This window comes from Nitrospirota bacterium (genome assembly GCA_016180645.1).
GTDB lineage: Bacteria > JACPQY01 > JACPQY01 > JACPQY01 > JACPQY01 > JACPAV01.
In genome coordinates this window covers 1-17,447 of sequence record JACPAV010000013.1, presented here as the reverse complement: position 1 = coordinate 17,447, position 17,447 = coordinate 1, and the positions used below count along the sequence as shown (strand labels likewise).

Here is a 17,447-nt window from a genome sequence, read left to right as displayed (position 1 = left end):
GGTTCGCTCCTTCACGCAAATTCATTCATCAAGATCTTGACGATGAGGTTTTTCTCCAGGGCCTCGAGGTTGAACGGTTTGAGGATGTAGTCATTCGCCCCCAGGTCGATCGCCTTATGAGCCACCGTCCTGTCCCGCACCGCGGTAAGCATGACCACCGGCACGTGCGCGTCCTGGCGGCGGATTTCTTCGAGCGCCTGGAGGCCGCTCAAGCCCGGCATGTTCACATCCAGAAGAACGGCGGCGAACGTTCCCGGCTTGAACCGGGCCAGCGCCTCCTTGCCGTCTTCCGCCAGAGCCACCTCATACCCTTTGGTCTGGAAAAACGAACGAAGCAGATCCAAGGTGGCCGCTTCGTCCTCGGCGATGAGGATTTTCAATCCCGATTCCCCGGAAGACGCCGCGCTGGATTCACCTCGCGCCGTGGACACCCTCACCCCTCCCCCTCTCCCGCCGGCGGGAGAGGGTGTCAGGAGGACAGGTGATGGAACCGGGACTCTTGGGCCAAGATCGCCCCCACCCTTGCGCTCCCGCAAATGATCCGTCAATTTCTTCGTCCTCAGCAGTCCTTTGAGTCGGGCCTGCAACTCCCACAGATTCACGGGCTTCTCAAAGTATGCATCTGCGCCGTACTCGAAGGATTTGAGCTTCTCCTTGGACGTCCCCACCCCCGTCACCATGACTACGGGGGTCAGGGCGGTCACCGGGTCGGACTTAATTCGACGGCAGATTTCCACGCCGTCCGGCGGCGACATGTCGATATCCAGGATCACGAGATCCGGCCGCTCCTTTCGGAACATGGCCATCGCCTCGATCCCGCCCCGCGCTTTCACCACCCGAAGCCCCATCTGCGTGAGCACGTCGCCCAGAAGGGTAAGAACGGATTCGTCGTCGTCCGCCACCAGCACCGAAGGTGCTGGCGAGCCATGAACCGATAATTGGGGCGCACCGCCCATTCAATCCCTCTTCACCGGAAGGAACATCCAGATTCTCGTCTGCGTTTCGCTCGACTCGATGCCGACGGAGCCGCGGTGCAACTCGGCCACCCTCTTGAACAGGACGAGGCCAAGCGCACGATCCGTCTTAAGTCCCGCCCGCTTGATTCGATCCACCTGCGCCGCGTCAAACATCGCATCGCGGAATTCCGCGGAAATCACCGGGCCGGCCTCCTCGATCGAGATCTCGCACACCCCTCCCGCCTTCTCGCAGGATCGGACCCGCACCTCCCCTCCACCTCTCACCCGCGCGAGGCCGTTGGCAATCGCGTTCTGAAGAGCCAGATCCAGCAGCACCACATCGACTCGAAGCGGGTTCGGGGCGGACGTTTCCGTGAGCAAGCGCTTTTTTTGCATTTCGGCGTAGCCCGCCATCGCCTCCACAGCCTTGTTCACCAGGCCGTCGGCCGATGTTTCGGCCCATTGGAGCTCGAATCCCGCCGATTGGATCTGAGAAAGGTAGGAGAAAGTCAGAATCATCCGCCGGAGCTGTGCGCACGAGAGCAGGACGGTTTCTAAGTTCCGGTGCGCATCCGCAGGCAGTTGATCCCCTTGTGTCATCAGAATCATCTGTGCGTAGCCTTGAATGGAAGTGAGTGGGTTCTGGAGATCGTGGGCAATGTGAGGGATCACCGAGTCGTCGAAAGGCACGGACAGAGAGTAACCATTCCGATGTGAAAACTCAACGAGGCTACTCAGTCCTGGGCCCTGAGATCATCCATCTGGGTAGGCGCGGGCTTTATGCCCGCGTCCGAAACGCAGGCTGAAGCCCCATGCCACGGAGGGTATGGGGCCATGCGATGTCGCCGCGCCCAGGACGGCGCGGCATTTAACATGGCCTGCGGCTACCCTCGATTCCCCCTCGGCCCTCAGTCCCCAGCACTCAGGACTTCCTTGAGCGTCCGCCCCACCTCCTCCATCCGGTAGGGCTTCGCGAGGAACGCCTTGAAGCCGTACTCTCCGAACCGGGCAAGAACGGGATCCCCCGAATATCCGCTCGATACGATGGCGCGTGCCGACGGATCCATCCGGAGGAGCTGAACGATCAGCTCGGCGCCTCCCATGCCGCCCGGCACGGTGAGATCCGTGATCACCGCATCGAACTTTCGCCCCCGGACGAGCGCGCCTCGGTAGATCTCCAGGGCCTGCGCCCCTTCCCGCGAGAGACGCACCCGGTAGCCCAGACGCTTCAGGATTCGACTCAGCGTAGTCCGCACATCGCGCTCATCGTCCATGAGGAGAATCCTTCCCGTCCCGCGATTCAATTCGCGCGAGGAAGATTCCACCGGCTCCGGCATGCCCGTGGAGGTCGGAATGAACATCTCAACGGTGGTCCCCGCGCCCACCTCCGAACGCACTTCCAGGTGCCCGCCGTGCCGCTGCGCGATGGAATGGACGGTGGCCAGACCCAATCCGGTTCCGCCCGGCTTCGTCGTGAAATAGGGGTCATAGATCCGATCGCGATGCTCCGGCGGAATCCCCTCTCCCCAATCCTGAACGGAGATTTTCACAAACGGCCTCTCCCCCGACTCCGGCTCGAGGGGCGACCGGCCGAGGATGTTTTCCGCGCGGACCTCCACCACTCCCCCATTGGGCGTGGCCTGAACCGCATTGAGCACCAGATTCTGGACCGCCTGCCCGATCTGGCCGGGGTCCGCGTCCGCCGGATTCAAGCCCGGCTCCAACCATGTCCGAAGCTTCACTCTGGATCCGCTTCCGGCCATTCGGGCGGATTCCTCGACGAGGCGCGCAATGTCCGTCGGTTGTTTCATGGGAGCGCCCCCCCGAGCAAAAGTCAGAAGTTGCCGGGTAAGATGTTTCGCGCGAAGGCAGGCGCGTTCCGCTTCGAGGAGAACGTCCTCCTGTTCACTGCCCGCCACGGAGTCCCGCTTCGCATAGGTGACGTTGCCCAGAACCGCGGTGAGCACGTTGTTGAAGTCATGCGCAATCCCGCCGGCAAGAACGCCGATGGACTCCAGTTTGCTCCACTTGATCCGTTCGGCTTCCATACGTTTCTGTTCGGTCAGGTCATGGGCCATCACGAAAATCAGGTCCCCCGACTCCCTCCGGATCCGGCTGATGTAAACGTGCACGGGAACCCGACTCCCATCTTTCCGTTTCCACGTGCGCTCCCCGATGGTAAGCGACCCCCGTTTCAGAACAACCTCCAGAAATCCCCGGATGCTCTCCACGGAGTGATCCACGAAATGGGGGAGCGTGAGATCGCCGCAGTCCTCGCCCGTGTATCCCAGAAGATGGAGAAAAGCCGCGTTGGCGTCGATGACACGCAGAGTGGACGGCTCGTAGATATAGATGGGATCGCGGGACTGGCCGACGACCGCCCTGTACTGGATAGAACTTTCCTGCAACGCCGATTCGGCGCGCTTCCGCTCCGTGATGTCCCGGGCAACCGCTTGGAGAATCAGCAGGCGTTCCCGTTGTTCGTCCCAGAGGGCGGTGAACCGGAGCTCGACAACGACGTATCCGCCGTCTTTCCGCATGACCCGCAGTTGCGATACGGCATTCTCTTTCTCCGATTTCGATCCCAAGGTTTGGAGCGATTCGATGAAGATCGGTATGTCGTCCGGATGGATTTTCGACGCCAGGAATCCGATCTGTCCGATTATTTCTTCGGGTTTGTAACCGAGGACGTCGAACACCCGGCCGTTGATGTACTCGATGCCGGACAGTGGATTCCCTTCCATCACGATATCCGGCGCCGTTTCCGCCATCCTGCGGAACCGGGCTTCACTGAGCCGCAGCGATTCCTCCGCCCGAAGGCGGCTGCTGATGTCTCTGAAGTGGCCGAGGACATACTTCTGCCCGGCCGATTCGAACATTCCCACGGCGATCTCCGCCTCGAACCGGCTGCCATCTTTGCGCTGAAAGATCCGATGGGGAACTCGGGACAACCGGCCTTCCAAAATTGCCCCGATGGCCTCGGTCGTGGCCTCCGGTTCGGCCGAGATGCCGGTCATGTTCATTCCGACAAGCTCCTCCCGGGAATAGCCGAACAGTGATTCGGCGGCCGGGTTTGCCTCCACGATCCGGCGTGTCGCCGCATCTGCGATCATCAGGGCGTCAGGAATCGTCTCGAATAGGTGCCAGTATTTCAGTTCGCTCTCCCGCCGGGAGGCGGCCGCCGTCTCCCGCTCGGTCACGTCCCGGCTGATGCCGACGAAGCCGGAGGGATTCCCGGAATCGTCCCGGATCAGGGCGGCGGTCATTTCAACGGGGACTCGACTGCCGTGTTTCGTGACCACCCGGTAGGTCCGGTTGAGAAGGATCCCGCGTTTGAGCGTCTCCTGCATCCCGGCGAGGGCGGACTCAATGTCTTCAGGGGCGATCAGATCGAACGAATTACGCCCGATCAGTTCTGAGGCGTTTCCCGCTCCCCACATGGCGGCCGTGGCCTTGTTGGCGTAGACAATCGTTCCCGTGATGTCCGAGACCACCACGCTGTCCGCCGTCATTTCGAGGGCGGTCAACAGTCGCTTCCGCTCCGCCTCTTGCTGCTCCGCGCCCGTTTGAGCCTCTCTGTACCGTGAGATGTCCCGGAACAGGACCACGAATCCGTTGATCTCGGGATCGTCCAGACAGTTGCGGGAGGCAACCTCCACGTGTGCGAAGGATCCATCCGCCCGTCGAACGCGTAGTTCGAGGAGCGGTTGCGGTCCGACCTTCCGGACACCCTGTTGGAGAGCGGTGAGGGCGACGGGGTGATCGTCCGGATGCACCACCGACAGACCGCTGACTCCGATCAACGCTTCCGGGTCGTAGCCGAACAGCCGCTTGATCCACGGGCTGACGTATTTGACGCGCCCCTCGGCATCCACCACCACCGCCACGTCCACGGCGTTCTCGGAGAGGAACGTGTACGCCCGCTCGGCCAATCGGCGCGAGGTCAGCTTACCGTCTCTATTCATGAGATTGCTTCGTCGAGGACTCCCCTTGCCACGGATGGCATGGGGCCATGATATGTGGCCGCGCCAAGGATGGCGCGGCATGGACCATGGCCTCGCAATGACACGTGCCATCCGTCATTGCGAGCGAAGCGAAGCAATCTCAGCCAAGATCGCACCATCCCGGCCTACTTCACATTCCTCTGGACCTCATGCAGCACCCTTCCCAGTTCCTCCAGCGTGTATGGCTTGGCCACACGACCGCGGAAACCGTAGGACTTGAATTCCGCCAGTACGGGATCTTCAGAGTAGCCGCTGGAGACGACCGCGGTGACCGCGGGATTGATTTCCAAAATCCTTGCCATCGCCTCCTTCCCCCCCATTCCCCCGGGAACCGTCAGATCCATCAGGACCACATCAAACGATCCCCCGTTGCCCAGATGTCGCGAGTACAACTCGATCGCCTGTTTCCCGTCGGCCGCCACTTCCACCTCGTAGCCAAGCGATTTCAGCATTCGGGCCGCGACGGAGCGAACAGGCGCCTCGTCATCCATGACCAACACTCTGCCCTTCCCCCGCATCACTTCAACCGATGCCCGCGAATGCGGTGTGGGAATTTTGTCGGTCGCCGGCAGCCAGACTTTCACGGTTGTCCCTCGACCTACCTCGGATTGGATCTCGATGTGCCCGCCGTGATTTTTCACAATCGAGTGGCAGACGGCCAAGCCCAATCCGCTGCCCGTGGATTTCGTGGTGAAGTAAGGATCAAACACCTTGGGCAAATGTTCAGGGGCGATCCCCGAACCCGTGTCGCTCACGCCCAATTCCACATACCGGCCCGGCGCCAATCCCGTTCCAACCGTTCCGGAGGCCTCCACGTTTCTCAGCGACACTCTGACAGTGCCTCCCGGCGGCATGGCTTGAACGGCATTGGCCACCAGATTCTGCATGACCTGTTGGATCTGCCCTGGGTCCACTTCCGCCGGCCACAAATCGGCCGGAACGCTGAATTCGCATCGGGCACTCGATCCCGACAACATCAATTCGGAACTTGAACGGATCGGTTTGGCCAGATTCACCACTCGCCGCACGGGCGCGCCGCCGCGAGCGAAGGTGAGAAGCTGTTGCGTCAGGGCCTTTGCCCTCCGAGAGGCCGATTCGGCCTCGGAAAGGATCGCGTGAAGGTCCGTCCCGTCACCCACCTCGCGCTTGGCGACCGAGATATTGCCGATCACCGCCGTCAGAATATTGTTGAAATCGTGCGCGATCCCGCCCGCCAGCACTCCGACCGACTCCAGCTTGCTCACTCTCTCCCGCTCCCCCTCCAGGCGCTTGGTCTGGGTCATGTCCTTTCCCGTCGCAATGAAACCCGTGACCTCGCCCGACGAATTCAAGACCGGGCTGATGGTCTGTTGGTAGTTGTAAGGTTCTCCGTTCTTCTTCTTGTTCAGGAATTCTCCCCGGAAAACGCCGCCCGCCAGAATGGTCGACCAAAGGGATTCGTAAAACCGAAGATCATGCTTCCCCGACCTCAATACGCGGGGCGTCTGGCCGAGCACTTCCTCCCCGCTCCAACCGGTAAGTTCCTCGAAGGCGGGATTGACATATTCGATCCTTCCCTCCCGATCCGTGAGGACGATCGGGTCCGCGGCCTGGGCCATCGTGCCGGAGAGTGTCCGAAGCATCTCGTCCGATCGTTTCCTGTCCATGAGCGTCCCCGCCTGGGCCGCGATCGGAAGGAGACTCTCCACCTCGCCCGAATCCAGCCGCGCCCCGGCTGCCGTAAAGAAGACCAGCACACCAATCACCTTGTTTCCCGAAAGCGAGGGCAACGCCACCGCGCCTTTCAAACCGGCCGCGGTGACAGCGTTCATCCGAATCAATGCTGGATCCGTGGTGAGGTCTTCCGTCATGATCGGTTCCGCCGATGCCCACGCCATGCCCGGCAGCCCCCGCCCCATTCGGCATTGAAGCCCTCTCGCCTCTTTCTCCAAGGCAGTGAACCGATCGTCGCCCATGGGCCATACCGCCCGGCACTCCAGCCATTCGCCGTGATCCGAGAGGCTCCACGCCTCGCTGTAGGACCATCCCGTCGCCTCCATGACCTTTCGCAAAACGACCCGAAAAGCGTCCTCCACGGATTCAGCCTCCGCGATTCCCACGGCCACATCCCTAAGAAGCGCCGATTCATCCTCGGCCTTCCTGCGCTTCGTGATATCCCGCAGCACGCCCACAATATGGGACCCTCCGCGCGCCAGGGTGAGTTCAACCGGAAACTCCGTACCATTCTGCTTCATTCCCCACATTTCAACGGGCTTGCCGCCATCCTGGAGCGCCGACGACACGCTGTTGGCCGCGCGCCGCATGCCGTCCTCGTGCGCCGCGCGAAACCGTTCCGGGATGACCATCGTCAGCAGGTTCCCTATGGCATCCCCCGCGGAGTACCCGAACATGCCTTCCGCTTCCGGGTTCCATGAGACGATTCTCCCCCGCACATCGGCCACGATGATGGCGTCCCGCGCATGCTTCACCACCAACGCCGATCGGTCCTGCTCCACCAGGAGAGCGGATCTCAGAGGCCGAACGATCAAATACGCCAGAAAGGGAGATGCGACCAAGGTCAGGAGGAAGGCATCGGCCAAGGCGTTCTGCACGAATCCGGAGAACCACTCCGTCCTGGCGAGTACGAACATGACGGCCACTTCCGTAAAGAAAACGGTAAGCAGGGCCAGGACAAACAAGTGCGCCACAGACGGGATCCCTTCAGCCTCCGCGCCCAAGGGGGCCTTGGAGGGGGCCTTGGGGGGGGCCTTGGGGTCAGACATGTATATCTGTACTATCTGCGGCGGATCGGGCGAGTCGTGGCCCGGATGCGCTCAGCTTCCCCGGGAGACCATCGGACCCCATCACGCTGAAGAACTCGGTGGCCGAACGGATCGAGTCCGCCACGATCCGTTCGAACTGGTCCGGCCCGATGTGGGCGATTTCCGAAAGCGGCTTTCTCAGCATCTGCCACGCCGGCTGATCCTCCAACCGGGCGCTCCCGCTGATTTCCCCGATGCCGGCCTTTCCCGAAAGCTCGGCGAGGAGATCGGCCAGCGAAACGATCGCGCATAGGCGTTTTTCGACTCTGGCCCGGTCGGGCCGGTGATGATGGATGAGGACATCCACCATTCCTCCCGGAAACTGCCAGGTGGAGGCAAGCAGCCCGCCTGCCGCGGCGTGGTCGGTGCCGAACAGAACCTGCTCGGCCGTGAGGAGTGACACGCGGTCCACCATGGCTTTCTCGTACGCTCGCGCCAACTCGCGGTGGAAATAATGGTCGAGGAAAAGATAACCGAGGTCGTGAAGGAGGCCTGCGGCAAACGCCTCACCTTCCCGGCGCAGCCCCAGAGCGCAACTGAGTGTCCTCGCCAAAAACGCCGTGGCCGTGGAGTGACGCCAGAACATCTCCCGATCCAGGCCGATCCGTCCGTGATCGAGGTCGAACGCCGGAATGACGGTCAGGCTCAACACGATGTCGCGGATCCGTTCCAGTCCAAGCACCATCATCGCCTGAGAGATGGAGCCGACTTTGTCGCGGAGTTCATAGACATTGGAATTGACCACCCGCAGAACTCGTGCCGCGAGCGGAGGATCGACCATCAGGTAGCCCGCCACCTCGCGGACCGAGGCGCCGTCATTCGAGGTTCCCTGTAGAACCGACACGGCCACTTGGGGGAGCGTCGGGAGGTCCATTCCCTCGCTCAAGACCTGTCTTACCCGCGCTTCAAGCGAAACCTGGGGCATCGTTCTGACTCACCTCGGATTCTGACGGTCCAGCCGGTTGTCCTCTTCCAATGCCGTCACCGCGCGTTCGAGAAGTTCCATCATCCCCGGCCGACGCGCCGTTCCGACGACGGTATTCATGCCGGTGAGCGTCAACATGCTGGCAGCTAGGACGACACCCATCGCGAGAACATAGAACCATGGGTGGAGCCGAACCTCTTCCGCGGCCGATCGGAACGGGACAGCCATCCGATCCAGCCAATGCCATCCCCGCCACTCCTTTTGCCGCATCGCCTTCCGAACCCGCCGGGCGAGTTGCTTCTCCTGACGGGACAGCGGGCGAGCAAGCTCGCCCCTACGCGGGGATTTCTCTTCGGCGGCCGCCGCTTTGGCTGCGCTTTCCATCGCCGCCCCGAGCGCTTTTTCCAATTCCTCCAGGTCCACCGGCTTCTGAAGAAAATCGACCGCACCCTCTTTCATCGCCTCCCGAACAAACTCCATTCTTGGAAAACCGGTGATGAGGACGACGGGGACTTGCGGAGCGATACGCCGCACGGATCGCAGGAGTTCCAGACCCGTGATCCCAGGCATGACGATGTCTGACACCACGGCATCGATCCGTTCCGTGGTCAGCAGCTTGAACAGCCCCGGGGCATCGGCCAGGGGCACGCACTCGATCCCCCGCCCTTCCAGAAAGGCCTTCAGGAGCCGCCCGATGCGAACGTCGTCGTCCACCACCGCCACCCGGAAGCGCGGGGCGACATCGCTCGCGGCATCCGGATACGAAAAATCACTTGCTGGCATTCCCATTGGGTCCCCCCTCCGCCGGTAGGCGCAAAAAGAAACTCGTTCCTTCGATACCCGACTGGATGCCGACGGAACCTCCGTGCCCATCGGCTACTTTCTTCACGCAGGCCAGGGCGAAAGCACGATCGGCCTTCCACCCCAGTTCACGGTGCTCCTCCGCGCTCCCCGGATCGAAGTACTCTTTCTCCGATCCGATGGAAACGGCGGGACCTTGATCTTGAACGGAAAACACCACGCTCCCATCCCGGGTTTCGCACTCCACGATCACCTTCCCTCCCACCGGAGACCGCCTCACGGCGTGCATGATCAGATTTTTCACGGCCCGCTCCAGATAGACGGGGTCGGCGGGGACGTGGATTGGGCCCGCAGGTGGCTTGACCGCCAACTCCCGGGCTTCTTGCCGGACCCACGGCCCAAGACGTTTCTCAATTCGCTTCACAAGATCCGCGGCATCGAGGACGACGCGTTTCGCCTCGAAGGATCCTTCTTCGACGACGGCCAGATCCAGCATGGATTGAATCATCTCGTCCAGTTCAGTCGTGGCCGCGAGCGCGCCATCTAGATAACTTCTCAGCGACTCCTCTTCTGCGGAGGCCCCCCCGTCCCGCTCCGCTCCGCTTCGGGGACGGCGATCGGACTCGCCATGCGGACCCCCCCCGTCCCGCTCCGCTCCGCTTCGGGGACGGCGATCGGACTCGCCATGCGGACCCCCCCCGTCCCGCTCCGCTCCGCTTCGGGCCATGGTCCATGCCGCGCCGTCCTGGGCGCGGCGACATTGCATGGCCCCATGCCTTCCTGGCGATGGGGGACGGCGATTTGATTCGCCATGGGGATCCCCGCCGCCCCATGCCGCTTGCTCCGGGAGCCGTAGGGGAGGACCTTCAGGTCCTCCCTGCCTGGGAGCAGCTGAAGCTGCTCCCCTACACGCATCGATACTTTCGACTTCCCGCGCCGCGACCTGGAGATAGCCGCGGATGACGGAAAGGGGGTTGCGCAGGTCGTGGACGATCATCCGCGCCCGGCGGCTGAGGATTCCATTGGGATTGCTTCGCTCCGCTCGCAATGACGACACTCCGGTGTCATTGCGAAGCCCGGGCCTGTCAGGCCGGGCTGAAGCAATCTCGCCGCGGCCCGAGGCATCAGGAATGCCTGTCGGCAGATCCCGGACTTGGTGGGAATCTTCACTCACGCTGCCCCCCCTGTCTTCTGCGGAAACTGAACCGTGATCGCCGCGCCACCGAGCCCGCCCGTGGTCGCCCCGATGCGCCCACCGTGGGCATCCACAATCGCCTTCGCGATGAGCAGGCCGAGCCGCTTCCTCCCGGAAAGGCTCGATGCTCCCTTCAGCGGCATCCGGTCCTCCAACGATTCCAGGACTTCCTCGGGCAGGCCGGGACCGTCGTCTTCCACGCGGAAGAAGGGGATCCGTCCTTCCTCTCCGACCGAAACGTGGATTCTCGATCGGGCAAAGCGCGACGCATTATCCAGGAAGTTGAAAAGGACCTCGGAGATCTTCTGCGAATCACCGTAGAACACGGGGCCGGCCGACGGGAGGACTTTCTCGACGGCGAGCCCCCTTCGAGCGGCGACGGGTGCGAAAGCTCCGCAGGCATCCTCCGTCACCTGGTTGAGATTGGTCGGAGTCATCGCGAGCGACCGTCGCCCGCTCGTCAGATCCAAGAGGTCCGCCACGCCGTCCAAGAGGCGGGCCATCCGATCCACGTTGCTCGATATGGTCGCCAGGATTTTCCGTCCCTCTTCGGAGACGGCACCCGCCACCCCCTCGTTCAGATTGTCCACCGCCGCGCGCGCGGCTGCGAGCGGAAGTTTCAGTTCGTGGGTGGCCAGGTCGGCCCAGGCCCCCGGAGCCGCGGCCGCCGCTCCCGCCGGCGTGGTTTGGGTCAGAAAAGCCTGCCCCTCCTGACCGTCCAGCATCACGGTCAGCGGCACCTGGATTCCTTTGGAGCACATGTCGGAAAGCAACCGGCCCAGCTCAGCGCCCTCGGCCACGGCGCCGTCCAACACCAGGGCGTGATATCCCGATTCCTTTCCGGGCGACGCCAGCGCATCCATCACGGTATCCAGTTTCGTGTGAACATCCAATAACAGCCGACGCTCCGGAAAGAGGCGTCGCAGCCAGGTGCGCGTGTTCAAGTCGTCGGTCACCACCAGGATCCGGATCGGGCGGGCGTTCGAGCGCCGACGACGGCCGACGGCGACCACGGTGTTGCACACCTCATCCAGGTCATCGAAAGGCTTGCAGACGTAATCCGCCGCCCCGAGCCGGAGAGCCTGAACCACGGTGTCCACCGACGCGTAGCCCGTCATCAGAATGACTTCCAGGGAGGGGTCGGCGCTCTTCAACTCGCGCAGCAGATCCACGCCGGAGCGTCCCGGCATCCGAATGTCGGTCAGAACGACATCAAAATCTTTCCTTGAAAGCAGTTCCAACGCGGTAGGCACGTCCCCGGCCCCTTCGCTCTCCAAACCCCGCCGTTTGAACTCCCGGTTGAGGAGTTTCCGGATCGGCTCCTCATCGTCGACAATCAAGATTCTGAGGGCCTCGCCGAGAGACGCCCCCTGGACTTCCTGCCCCGCTTTTGATCTTGGTCTCACCATCGTTCCTCTCCTTTTACGTCATGGGTCATGCGTCACGTGACACGCGTTTGATGGGCCTCATCGCGCGATGGGGTCGATTCGGTTGGCAGAACCACCTCCGCCACCGCCCCGACGTCCTCCGCATTCTCGAGGCTCAATGTTCCGCCGTGGGCACGAATGATCTCCATCGAGATGGCCAGGCCCAATCCGGTGCCCCGGCCCACCGGCTTCGTCGTGAAAAAAGCTTCGCCCAATTTGGCCTTCACCTCGGGACGAATCCCGGGACCTCGGTCCCTCACACCCACCACCGCCGCCCCTCCCCGGAGGTAGACCTGGACGTCCACCAGCGGTCTGGACACCGCCGAGGTTCGAGACGCATCCAACGCGTTCCCGAGCAGATTCACGAACACCTGCGAAAGTTCATTCAGATTTCCCCGCACCACCGTGCTCCAGTTCTCTTTGTCGAGCCTCAGTCCCACGCCGGCCAGTCGGAACTGCTCGGACAGCAGGTCGACCGCCATCTCAACCGGCTTCCCGATGCGCAGAGGAACGGATTCCTCGCCGGGCGCGCGGCAGAATTCGAGGAGCCTGGCCACTGTTTGCGCCATCCTGCCTGACTGGGCCACCACCTCATCCAGCATGGGGCGTAGATCGCTTTCCGAAGACAGATCCTTGAGGATCGATTGGGCATAGCCGCGGACGATGCCGAGTGGGTTGTTGATTTCATGGGCCACGCTGGCCGCCATCTGTCCCATCGTGGCCAGCTTCGCGCTCTGCCAGAGTTCGCGCCGAACGTTGGCCATGCGGCGCTCATGATGGTGATCCGTGGAGAGATCCCGAAGTTGCAACGAGAGGATGGTCGACTTCCCCGCCGAATGGAAAATGGGCACCACGCCCACCGGCCATTCCGAGCGGTTGTTGCGCAGGGCCGTCCACTCCTGTTCGGTGGGATCCGGACCGCCATTCCCACGATGCGTCCATGTTTGCAGTGAGGTCTCGACCGTGTCGCGGACCCAGTAGGGGAAGAGTTCACCGAAGCGTCGATTCTTCAACTCCCCTGATTCCACACCGAAAAGCTTCACGGCGGCGGCATTGGCCCATTGAATTCGGCCTCCACGAGCGAGCATCACCACACCCTCGGGGGATGCCTCCACGAATGAAAATGCCCACCGGCACGCATGAGAGCAGTTCATGGACCCGTTCTTCCCCGCCCCGCGCGTGGATCTCATCCGAGCCCGCCCCCGGCTGCGGCGGGTATCCGCATGGCGCATCAAATCGCCGTCCCCGCAGCGGAGCGGAGTGGGGCGACGGGAACGCGCCTGCGCTCCTCCCGCCCCAGGAACATTTCAACCATTTCGATGAGGCGCCGCAGTTCGAAGGGTTTGAACAGAACCTCTCGGGCGCCGGCGTCCCGAAGGCGTTGAACTTCGGGACTGCTCCTGAACCCGGTCATCCCGATCACCACGCTCGATCTCAAATGGGGATCGGAGGAAATCCGGCGGCACACTTCCACGCCGTCGATCCCGGGCAGGCGCACATCGAGAAAAATCATCTGCGGACGATGGCGCTCCGCCAGCCGTCCGGCCTCGAAGCCGTCCCGAGCCGACACCACCTCCAGATCGGGCGCCTTGGCTCGGAGGTACTTCACGCAGCTTTCGAGGAATTCCTGTTCGTCATCCACGACCAAGACGGTGGGGGTGGGGAGCACCGCTTGTGGTACGGGAAACCCGCGGGCGGTCATGAACGCCATGAGGTCATGGCGTAGGATGCGGCGGTGCCCCCCCACCGTTTTGTGGGCCCGGATTTCACCCGAGTCCACCCAGTTTTTCACCGTGTTGATGTCGACCTCCAGCACCCGCGCCGCTTCGCGTGTTGATAGAGATTGACGGATCATGGACGTCGCGCACCTGCCCGGTCGAGCGACCCAAGGACGGCCACGCCATAAGCGGGCCACTCAGGCCCGAATCCGCTCGTGGCCCCATCCCGTCCTGGGAATGGGGGCCGCACATGCGAGGGGCAGGTGCGAGTCATGTCTTGGCCCCGCAGGTCCCCGGTCCCCCCACCAAGAACCCTTCAAGCGCCTCATAGAAGAACACTTTCGAGATGCATCGCAGCCCGAGGGCCCGGAATCGATCCACGGCCTCCGTCGTCACCCCGTCGCCTGTCATCAGGATAAAGCGGTCAGCCAGTTCGGGATGCCACTGGACGAAGTGAAGGTACAGTTCTCCGCCGGATTCGCCCGGCATGAAGTAGTCGCTCAGGATCAGATCGTAGGTTCCCGATCTCAGGAGCTTTTCCGCCTCGCGGGCTGAGGAAGCCGTTTCGATCTTCACTCCCTTCTTCCCCGCCAAGACCGACGCCATTCGGAGGAAGGACGGGTCATCGTCAATCACCAGCACGGTGGAAGCACTCTTCCTGGGTTCGGGGGTGAGCGGTCGGCCTGCTTCAGCGGCCAGGGTTGAGTCGTGTTTCATCTTTATGACGTTTTTAGCATATTCAGCTAATTTGTCAAGTGACTATCGAGGCTAAGCCTCGATAGTGGCCTGACCCGGGTACAGGGCTACCTGATATGGACGTACCACCGAGCGAGGGTCGGCGGCGGCGCCCCAAGCGCGTACAAACCACGAAGGGACCACATGAGAAGGACCGTCCGCGCGAAGCCATTTTTCTCCCAGCGTCGGGCAGAGGTGGTTGCGCGCTCTGCCAGGGCGACAAATCTCCCCATTTGCCGGAGGCGACTGCACAGTTCGACGTCCTCCATGAGCGGGATCTCCGCGTACCCCCCCATCCGTTCGAAGATTTTGCGTTTCACGAAGATGCATTGGTCCCCCGTGGCGAGGCGGGAAGCGCGCGAGCGAATATTGATAAGCTTTTCGGTGAGACGGAACCGCACTCCCGCCGCATCAAGACGCAGGTCGAATCGCCCCCCGACGACGTCCGGTGTTCGGCATGCGTTCTCCACCACCGACAGCGCGTTTCCCGGGAGCCGGGAATCGGCGTGGAGGAAAAGCAGAATGTCCCCTTTTGCATCACTTGCCCCACGGTTCATCTGGCGGGCGCGACCGGGTTCGCTTCTTATCAGCTTCAATTTCGCACTTCGAGTTCGCACAAGCCTCCGAACGATATCCGCCGTCCCGTCGGATCTCCCTCCATCAACGACGACAATCTCCTTTCCGCCCCGGAGCGAGCGTACGTGCTCCAGGCAATCCCGAATTCCACCCGCTTCGTTGAGGACCGGAATGATGATGCTGATCACAGGTGACCTTTCAGCTCCCTGAGAACCTCCCAAGTGTGTGGCAACCTCCGGCGCGCCGCGGCATCCCGCCGGAGGATTCGCACGAGCCATTTCAAATCCGCCGGATGGTCGATATCCCGCCGCCTTGGAAGGACGCGGCCGTCCAGCCCCAGTCTCCTCACGCGGCGGAGCGTCTCGGCCCACACTCGGTTCGTGCTCCAAGGGACCCCCGCGAACAGCTCCGGTCTCGGCTGCCGGAGCCCGATCAAGTAGTAGCCCCGGTCCAGCGTCGGTCCGAGGACCACCGCACGCTTCTCGAGACCCTCGAACGCCTCGCGAAGATCACTCGCATTCAAGAGAGGATCGTCCGAGCCGATCAAGCAGATCCCTTCGTAGCCCGTCTTGAATACGCCCTGAAATGCCCGATCCATGCGCAGACCGAGATCCTTGCCTGACTGTTGAATCAGTCGGAATCTTCGCGGCACCACCTTATGAAAATAGGATTTGGCCGACCGGGGCGCATAGGCGATCCAGACATCCACGCGTCGCAGCTTTCGAACCCCGTCGAACAGGTCGAGCAGGAAAGCCTCGTAGAGGGCTGTTGCCTCATGGAACGTGAGCGGCGGGCAAAGGCGAGTCTTGACCGATCCCGGCCGCGGCTGTTTTGCGAAGATCACGAGTGCGAAGCGTTTCATCACGTGACGAGTATCACATCCACTCCTTCCCAATCCGTAACAAAACCTATTGTGGACCTCACGGATGTATAATTCGAATGGGAGGTAGGAAAATGGACATCGAAATGCTGACAAGACGCGAATTCGTCATCCTCGTGCCGCTGGCGGTCACCGGACTTGCGGTTGCATTGAGTCGGGCCGAAGCCGCATCCGAAAAAATCGAGAAGCTCAAACTCTCCGAGGATGAATGGCGCAAGCGTCTGACCCCGGAACAGTTCTCGGTCCTCCGCAAAGAAGGGACCGAGCGGGCGTGGACGAGCCCCCTGTACACTGAAAAGCGGAAGGGAACGTACGTTTGCGCCGGTTGCGATCTCGACCTGTTTACCGCCGACATGAAGTTCGACAGCGGAACGGGCTGGCCGAGCTTCTTCACCCACCTGCCCGGCCGGCTGGAGTCGAAAAAGGATTTCAAGCTGATTCTCCCGCGCACAGAATACCACTGCGCACGTTGCGGTGGACATCACGGGCATGTCTTCAACGACGGTCCCAAGCCGACGGGCGAGCGTTGGTGCAACAACGGGGTGGCCCTGAAGTTCGCGCCGGCGCCGCCCTCTCCGCTCCGCTCCAAGGACGGCGAATCGAACCGCCATGCAGTCCCCGCGCCGGGGGAGAAATCGGCGTGAGCACCTTTACGTCCCTCATCACAGCGCTCTGGCTCGTAGGTGCGACTCCCACCCCGCCGGAGGGCGGTACCTCCAGGATCGAGAAAGCCGTCCTCGCCGGAGGATGCTTCTGGTGTATGGAATCGGACTTCGAGAAGCTCCCTGGCGTGGTGTCCGTGGAGTCCGGATACACCGGGGGTCATGTCATCCGACCGGGATACAAACAGGTCTCGGGAGGTGGAACGGGCCACTACGAGGCGGTCCGTATCCTGTACGACCCGGCGAAACTCTCCTTCGCGCAGATCCTGGACCATTTCTGGATGAACATCGATCCGACCAACGCGTCCGGACAGTTCTGCGACCACGGCGACCAGTACCGATCGGCAATCTTCTATCTGAACGATACGCAACAATCGGTCGCCGAGGGGTCCAAGCACAAATTGGAGAGCGTAAAGCCCTTCAATGGGCCCGTGGTCACGGAAATCCTGCCGGCGGGCATCTTCTATCCGGCCGAGGACTACCATCAGGACTACTACAAGAAGAACCCCATCCGGTATCGGTACTACCGGAGCGGTTGCGGGAGAGACAGGCGGCTGCAGGAAGTTTGGGGTGCTCAGGCCGGAGGGCATTGAAAGTGCAATCCTGGGTGTCATGCCGAACTCGTTTCGGCATCTCAGCTCGACTTTTGCCATTCTTTGAAAGGTTTGTGTTGGTCATTATGCGTAGGGGAGGGTCTTCAGACCCTCCCGACAAGAGGGAGCATCTGAAGATGCTCCCCTACGAATCGGCATTCTGTCAGAGGCTCT

General features: G+C 62.1%; 15 protein-coding genes. 2 read left to right on the top strand and 13 right to left on the bottom strand.

The genetic code is table 11. From position 1 onward, the window contains the following. Positions 1-11: 11 nt before the first annotated feature. The 13 genes from HYT87_09405 to HYT87_09345 form a co-directional block, all read right to left on the bottom strand. Entirely contained in the window at positions 12-956 is a 945-nt protein-coding gene (locus HYT87_09405; GenBank protein ID MBI2059973.1) for a response regulator, read from the bottom strand. Next, positions 957-1,646: a HAMP domain-containing histidine kinase gene (locus tag HYT87_09400; GenBank protein ID MBI2059972.1), complete on the bottom strand. Its 690-nt coding sequence runs from the start codon at positions 1,644-1,646 to the stop codon at positions 957-959. It lies immediately after the preceding gene. Positions 1,647-1,864: 218 nt separating this feature from the next. Further along, positions 1,865-4,921: a PAS domain S-box protein gene (locus tag HYT87_09395; GenBank protein MBI2059971.1), complete on the bottom strand. Its 3,057-nt coding sequence runs from the start codon at positions 4,919-4,921 to the stop codon at positions 1,865-1,867. 164 nt (positions 4,922-5,085) lie between these two features. Then, entirely contained in the window at positions 5,086-7,647 is a 2,562-nt protein-coding gene (locus HYT87_09390) for a PAS domain S-box protein (protein MBI2059970.1), read from the bottom strand. A 67-nt stretch (positions 7,648-7,714) separates the two neighbouring features. After that, the gene (locus tag HYT87_09385) at positions 7,715-8,686 is read right to left on the bottom strand and encodes an HDOD domain-containing protein (protein ID MBI2059969.1); all 972 of its coding nucleotides are present in this window, start codon (positions 8,684-8,686) and stop codon (positions 7,715-7,717) included. Between the two features lie 9 nt (positions 8,687-8,695). After that, positions 8,696-9,475, bottom strand: coding sequence for a response regulator (locus HYT87_09380; protein ID MBI2059968.1), 780 nt, complete (start codon positions 9,473-9,475; stop codon positions 8,696-8,698). Next, positions 9,456-10,253: a HAMP domain-containing histidine kinase gene (locus tag HYT87_09375; protein ID MBI2059967.1), complete on the bottom strand. Its 798-nt coding sequence runs from the start codon at positions 10,251-10,253 to the stop codon at positions 9,456-9,458. Before HYT87_09375 ends, HYT87_09380 begins: the two co-directional genes overlap by 20 nt. A gap of 404 nt (positions 10,254-10,657) precedes the next feature. Further along, complete coding sequence (locus HYT87_09370) at positions 10,658-12,091, bottom strand: response regulator (protein ID MBI2059966.1); 1,434 nt, start codon at positions 12,089-12,091, stop codon at positions 10,658-10,660. 32 nt (positions 12,092-12,123) lie between these two features. Beyond that, complete coding sequence (locus tag HYT87_09365) at positions 12,124-13,299, bottom strand: PAS domain-containing protein (GenBank protein MBI2059965.1); 1,176 nt, start codon at positions 13,297-13,299, stop codon at positions 12,124-12,126. Positions 13,300-13,340: 41 nt separating this feature from the next. Then, a complete protein-coding gene (locus HYT87_09360) occupies positions 13,341-13,964 on the bottom strand; it encodes a response regulator (GenBank protein ID MBI2059964.1) in 624 nt (207 codons plus the stop codon). A 133-nt stretch (positions 13,965-14,097) separates the two neighbouring features. Beyond that, positions 14,098-14,544 (bottom strand): response regulator, encoded by a 447-nt coding sequence (locus HYT87_09355; GenBank protein MBI2059963.1) that lies wholly within the window; start codon positions 14,542-14,544, stop codon positions 14,098-14,100. 86 nt (positions 14,545-14,630) lie between these two features. Further along, positions 14,631-15,416 carry a TIGR04283 family arsenosugar biosynthesis glycosyltransferase gene (locus HYT87_09350; GenBank protein MBI2059962.1) on the bottom strand — a complete coding sequence of 262 codons (786 nt, stop codon included), beginning with the start codon at positions 15,414-15,416 and terminating at the stop codon, positions 14,631-14,633. Beyond that, a complete protein-coding gene (locus HYT87_09345) occupies positions 15,323-16,000 on the bottom strand; it encodes a TIGR04282 family arsenosugar biosynthesis glycosyltransferase (protein ID MBI2059961.1) in 678 nt (225 codons plus the stop codon). The genes HYT87_09350 and HYT87_09345 overlap by 94 nt, the downstream gene beginning before the upstream one ends. Before the next feature lie 104 nt (positions 16,001-16,104). Here HYT87_09345 and msrB point away from each other — a divergent pair, with 104 nt between their 5' ends. Together msrB and msrA are read left to right on the top strand one after the other, a co-directional pair. Then, positions 16,105-16,662 (top strand): peptide-methionine (R)-S-oxide reductase MsrB, encoded by a 558-nt coding sequence (gene msrB / locus HYT87_09340; GenBank protein ID MBI2059960.1) that lies wholly within the window; start codon positions 16,105-16,107, stop codon positions 16,660-16,662. Between the two features lie 116 nt (positions 16,663-16,778). Continuing rightward, entirely contained in the window at positions 16,779-17,273 is a 495-nt protein-coding gene (gene msrA / locus HYT87_09335) for a peptide-methionine (S)-S-oxide reductase MsrA (protein MBI2059959.1), read from the top strand. Positions 17,274-17,447 lie beyond the last annotated feature (174 nt).

Coding starts and splice junctions, on each gene's coding strand:
- HYT87_09405 (MBI2059973.1), bottom strand. CDS start 956: ATGGGCGGTGCGCCCCAATTATCGGTTCATGGCTCGCCAGCACCTTCG.
- HYT87_09395 (MBI2059971.1), bottom strand. CDS start 4,921: ATGAATAGAGACGGTAAGCTGACCTCGCGCCGATTGGCCGAGCGGGCG.
- HYT87_09385 (MBI2059969.1), bottom strand. CDS start 8,686: ATGCCCCAGGTTTCGCTTGAAGCGCGGGTAAGACAGGTCTTGAGCGAG.
- HYT87_09380 (MBI2059968.1), bottom strand. CDS start 9,475: ATGGGAATGCCAGCAAGTGATTTTTCGTATCCGGATGCCGCGAGCGAT.
- HYT87_09375 (MBI2059967.1), bottom strand. CDS start 10,253: ATGCAATGTCGCCGCGCCCAGGACGGCGCGGCATGGACCATGGCCCGA.
- HYT87_09370 (MBI2059966.1), bottom strand. CDS start 12,091: ATGGTGAGACCAAGATCAAAAGCGGGGCAGGAAGTCCAGGGGGCGTCT.
- HYT87_09365 (MBI2059965.1), bottom strand. CDS start 13,299: ATGAGATCCACGCGCGGGGCGGGGAAGAACGGGTCCATGAACTGCTCT.
- HYT87_09360 (MBI2059964.1), bottom strand. CDS start 13,964: ATGATCCGTCAATCTCTATCAACACGCGAAGCGGCGCGGGTGCTGGAG.
- HYT87_09355 (MBI2059963.1), bottom strand. CDS start 14,544: ATGAAACACGACTCAACCCTGGCCGCTGAAGCAGGCCGACCGCTCACC.
- HYT87_09350 (MBI2059962.1), bottom strand. CDS start 15,416: ATGGCTCGTGCGAATCCTCCGGCGGGATGCCGCGGCGCGCCGGAGGTT.
- HYT87_09345 (MBI2059961.1), bottom strand. CDS start 16,000: ATGAAACGCTTCGCACTCGTGATCTTCGCAAAACAGCCGCGGCCGGGA.
- msrB (MBI2059960.1), top strand. CDS start 16,105: ATGCTGACAAGACGCGAATTCGTCATCCTCGTGCCGCTGGCGGTCACC.
- msrA (MBI2059959.1), top strand. CDS start 16,779: ATGGAATCGGACTTCGAGAAGCTCCCTGGCGTGGTGTCCGTGGAGTCC.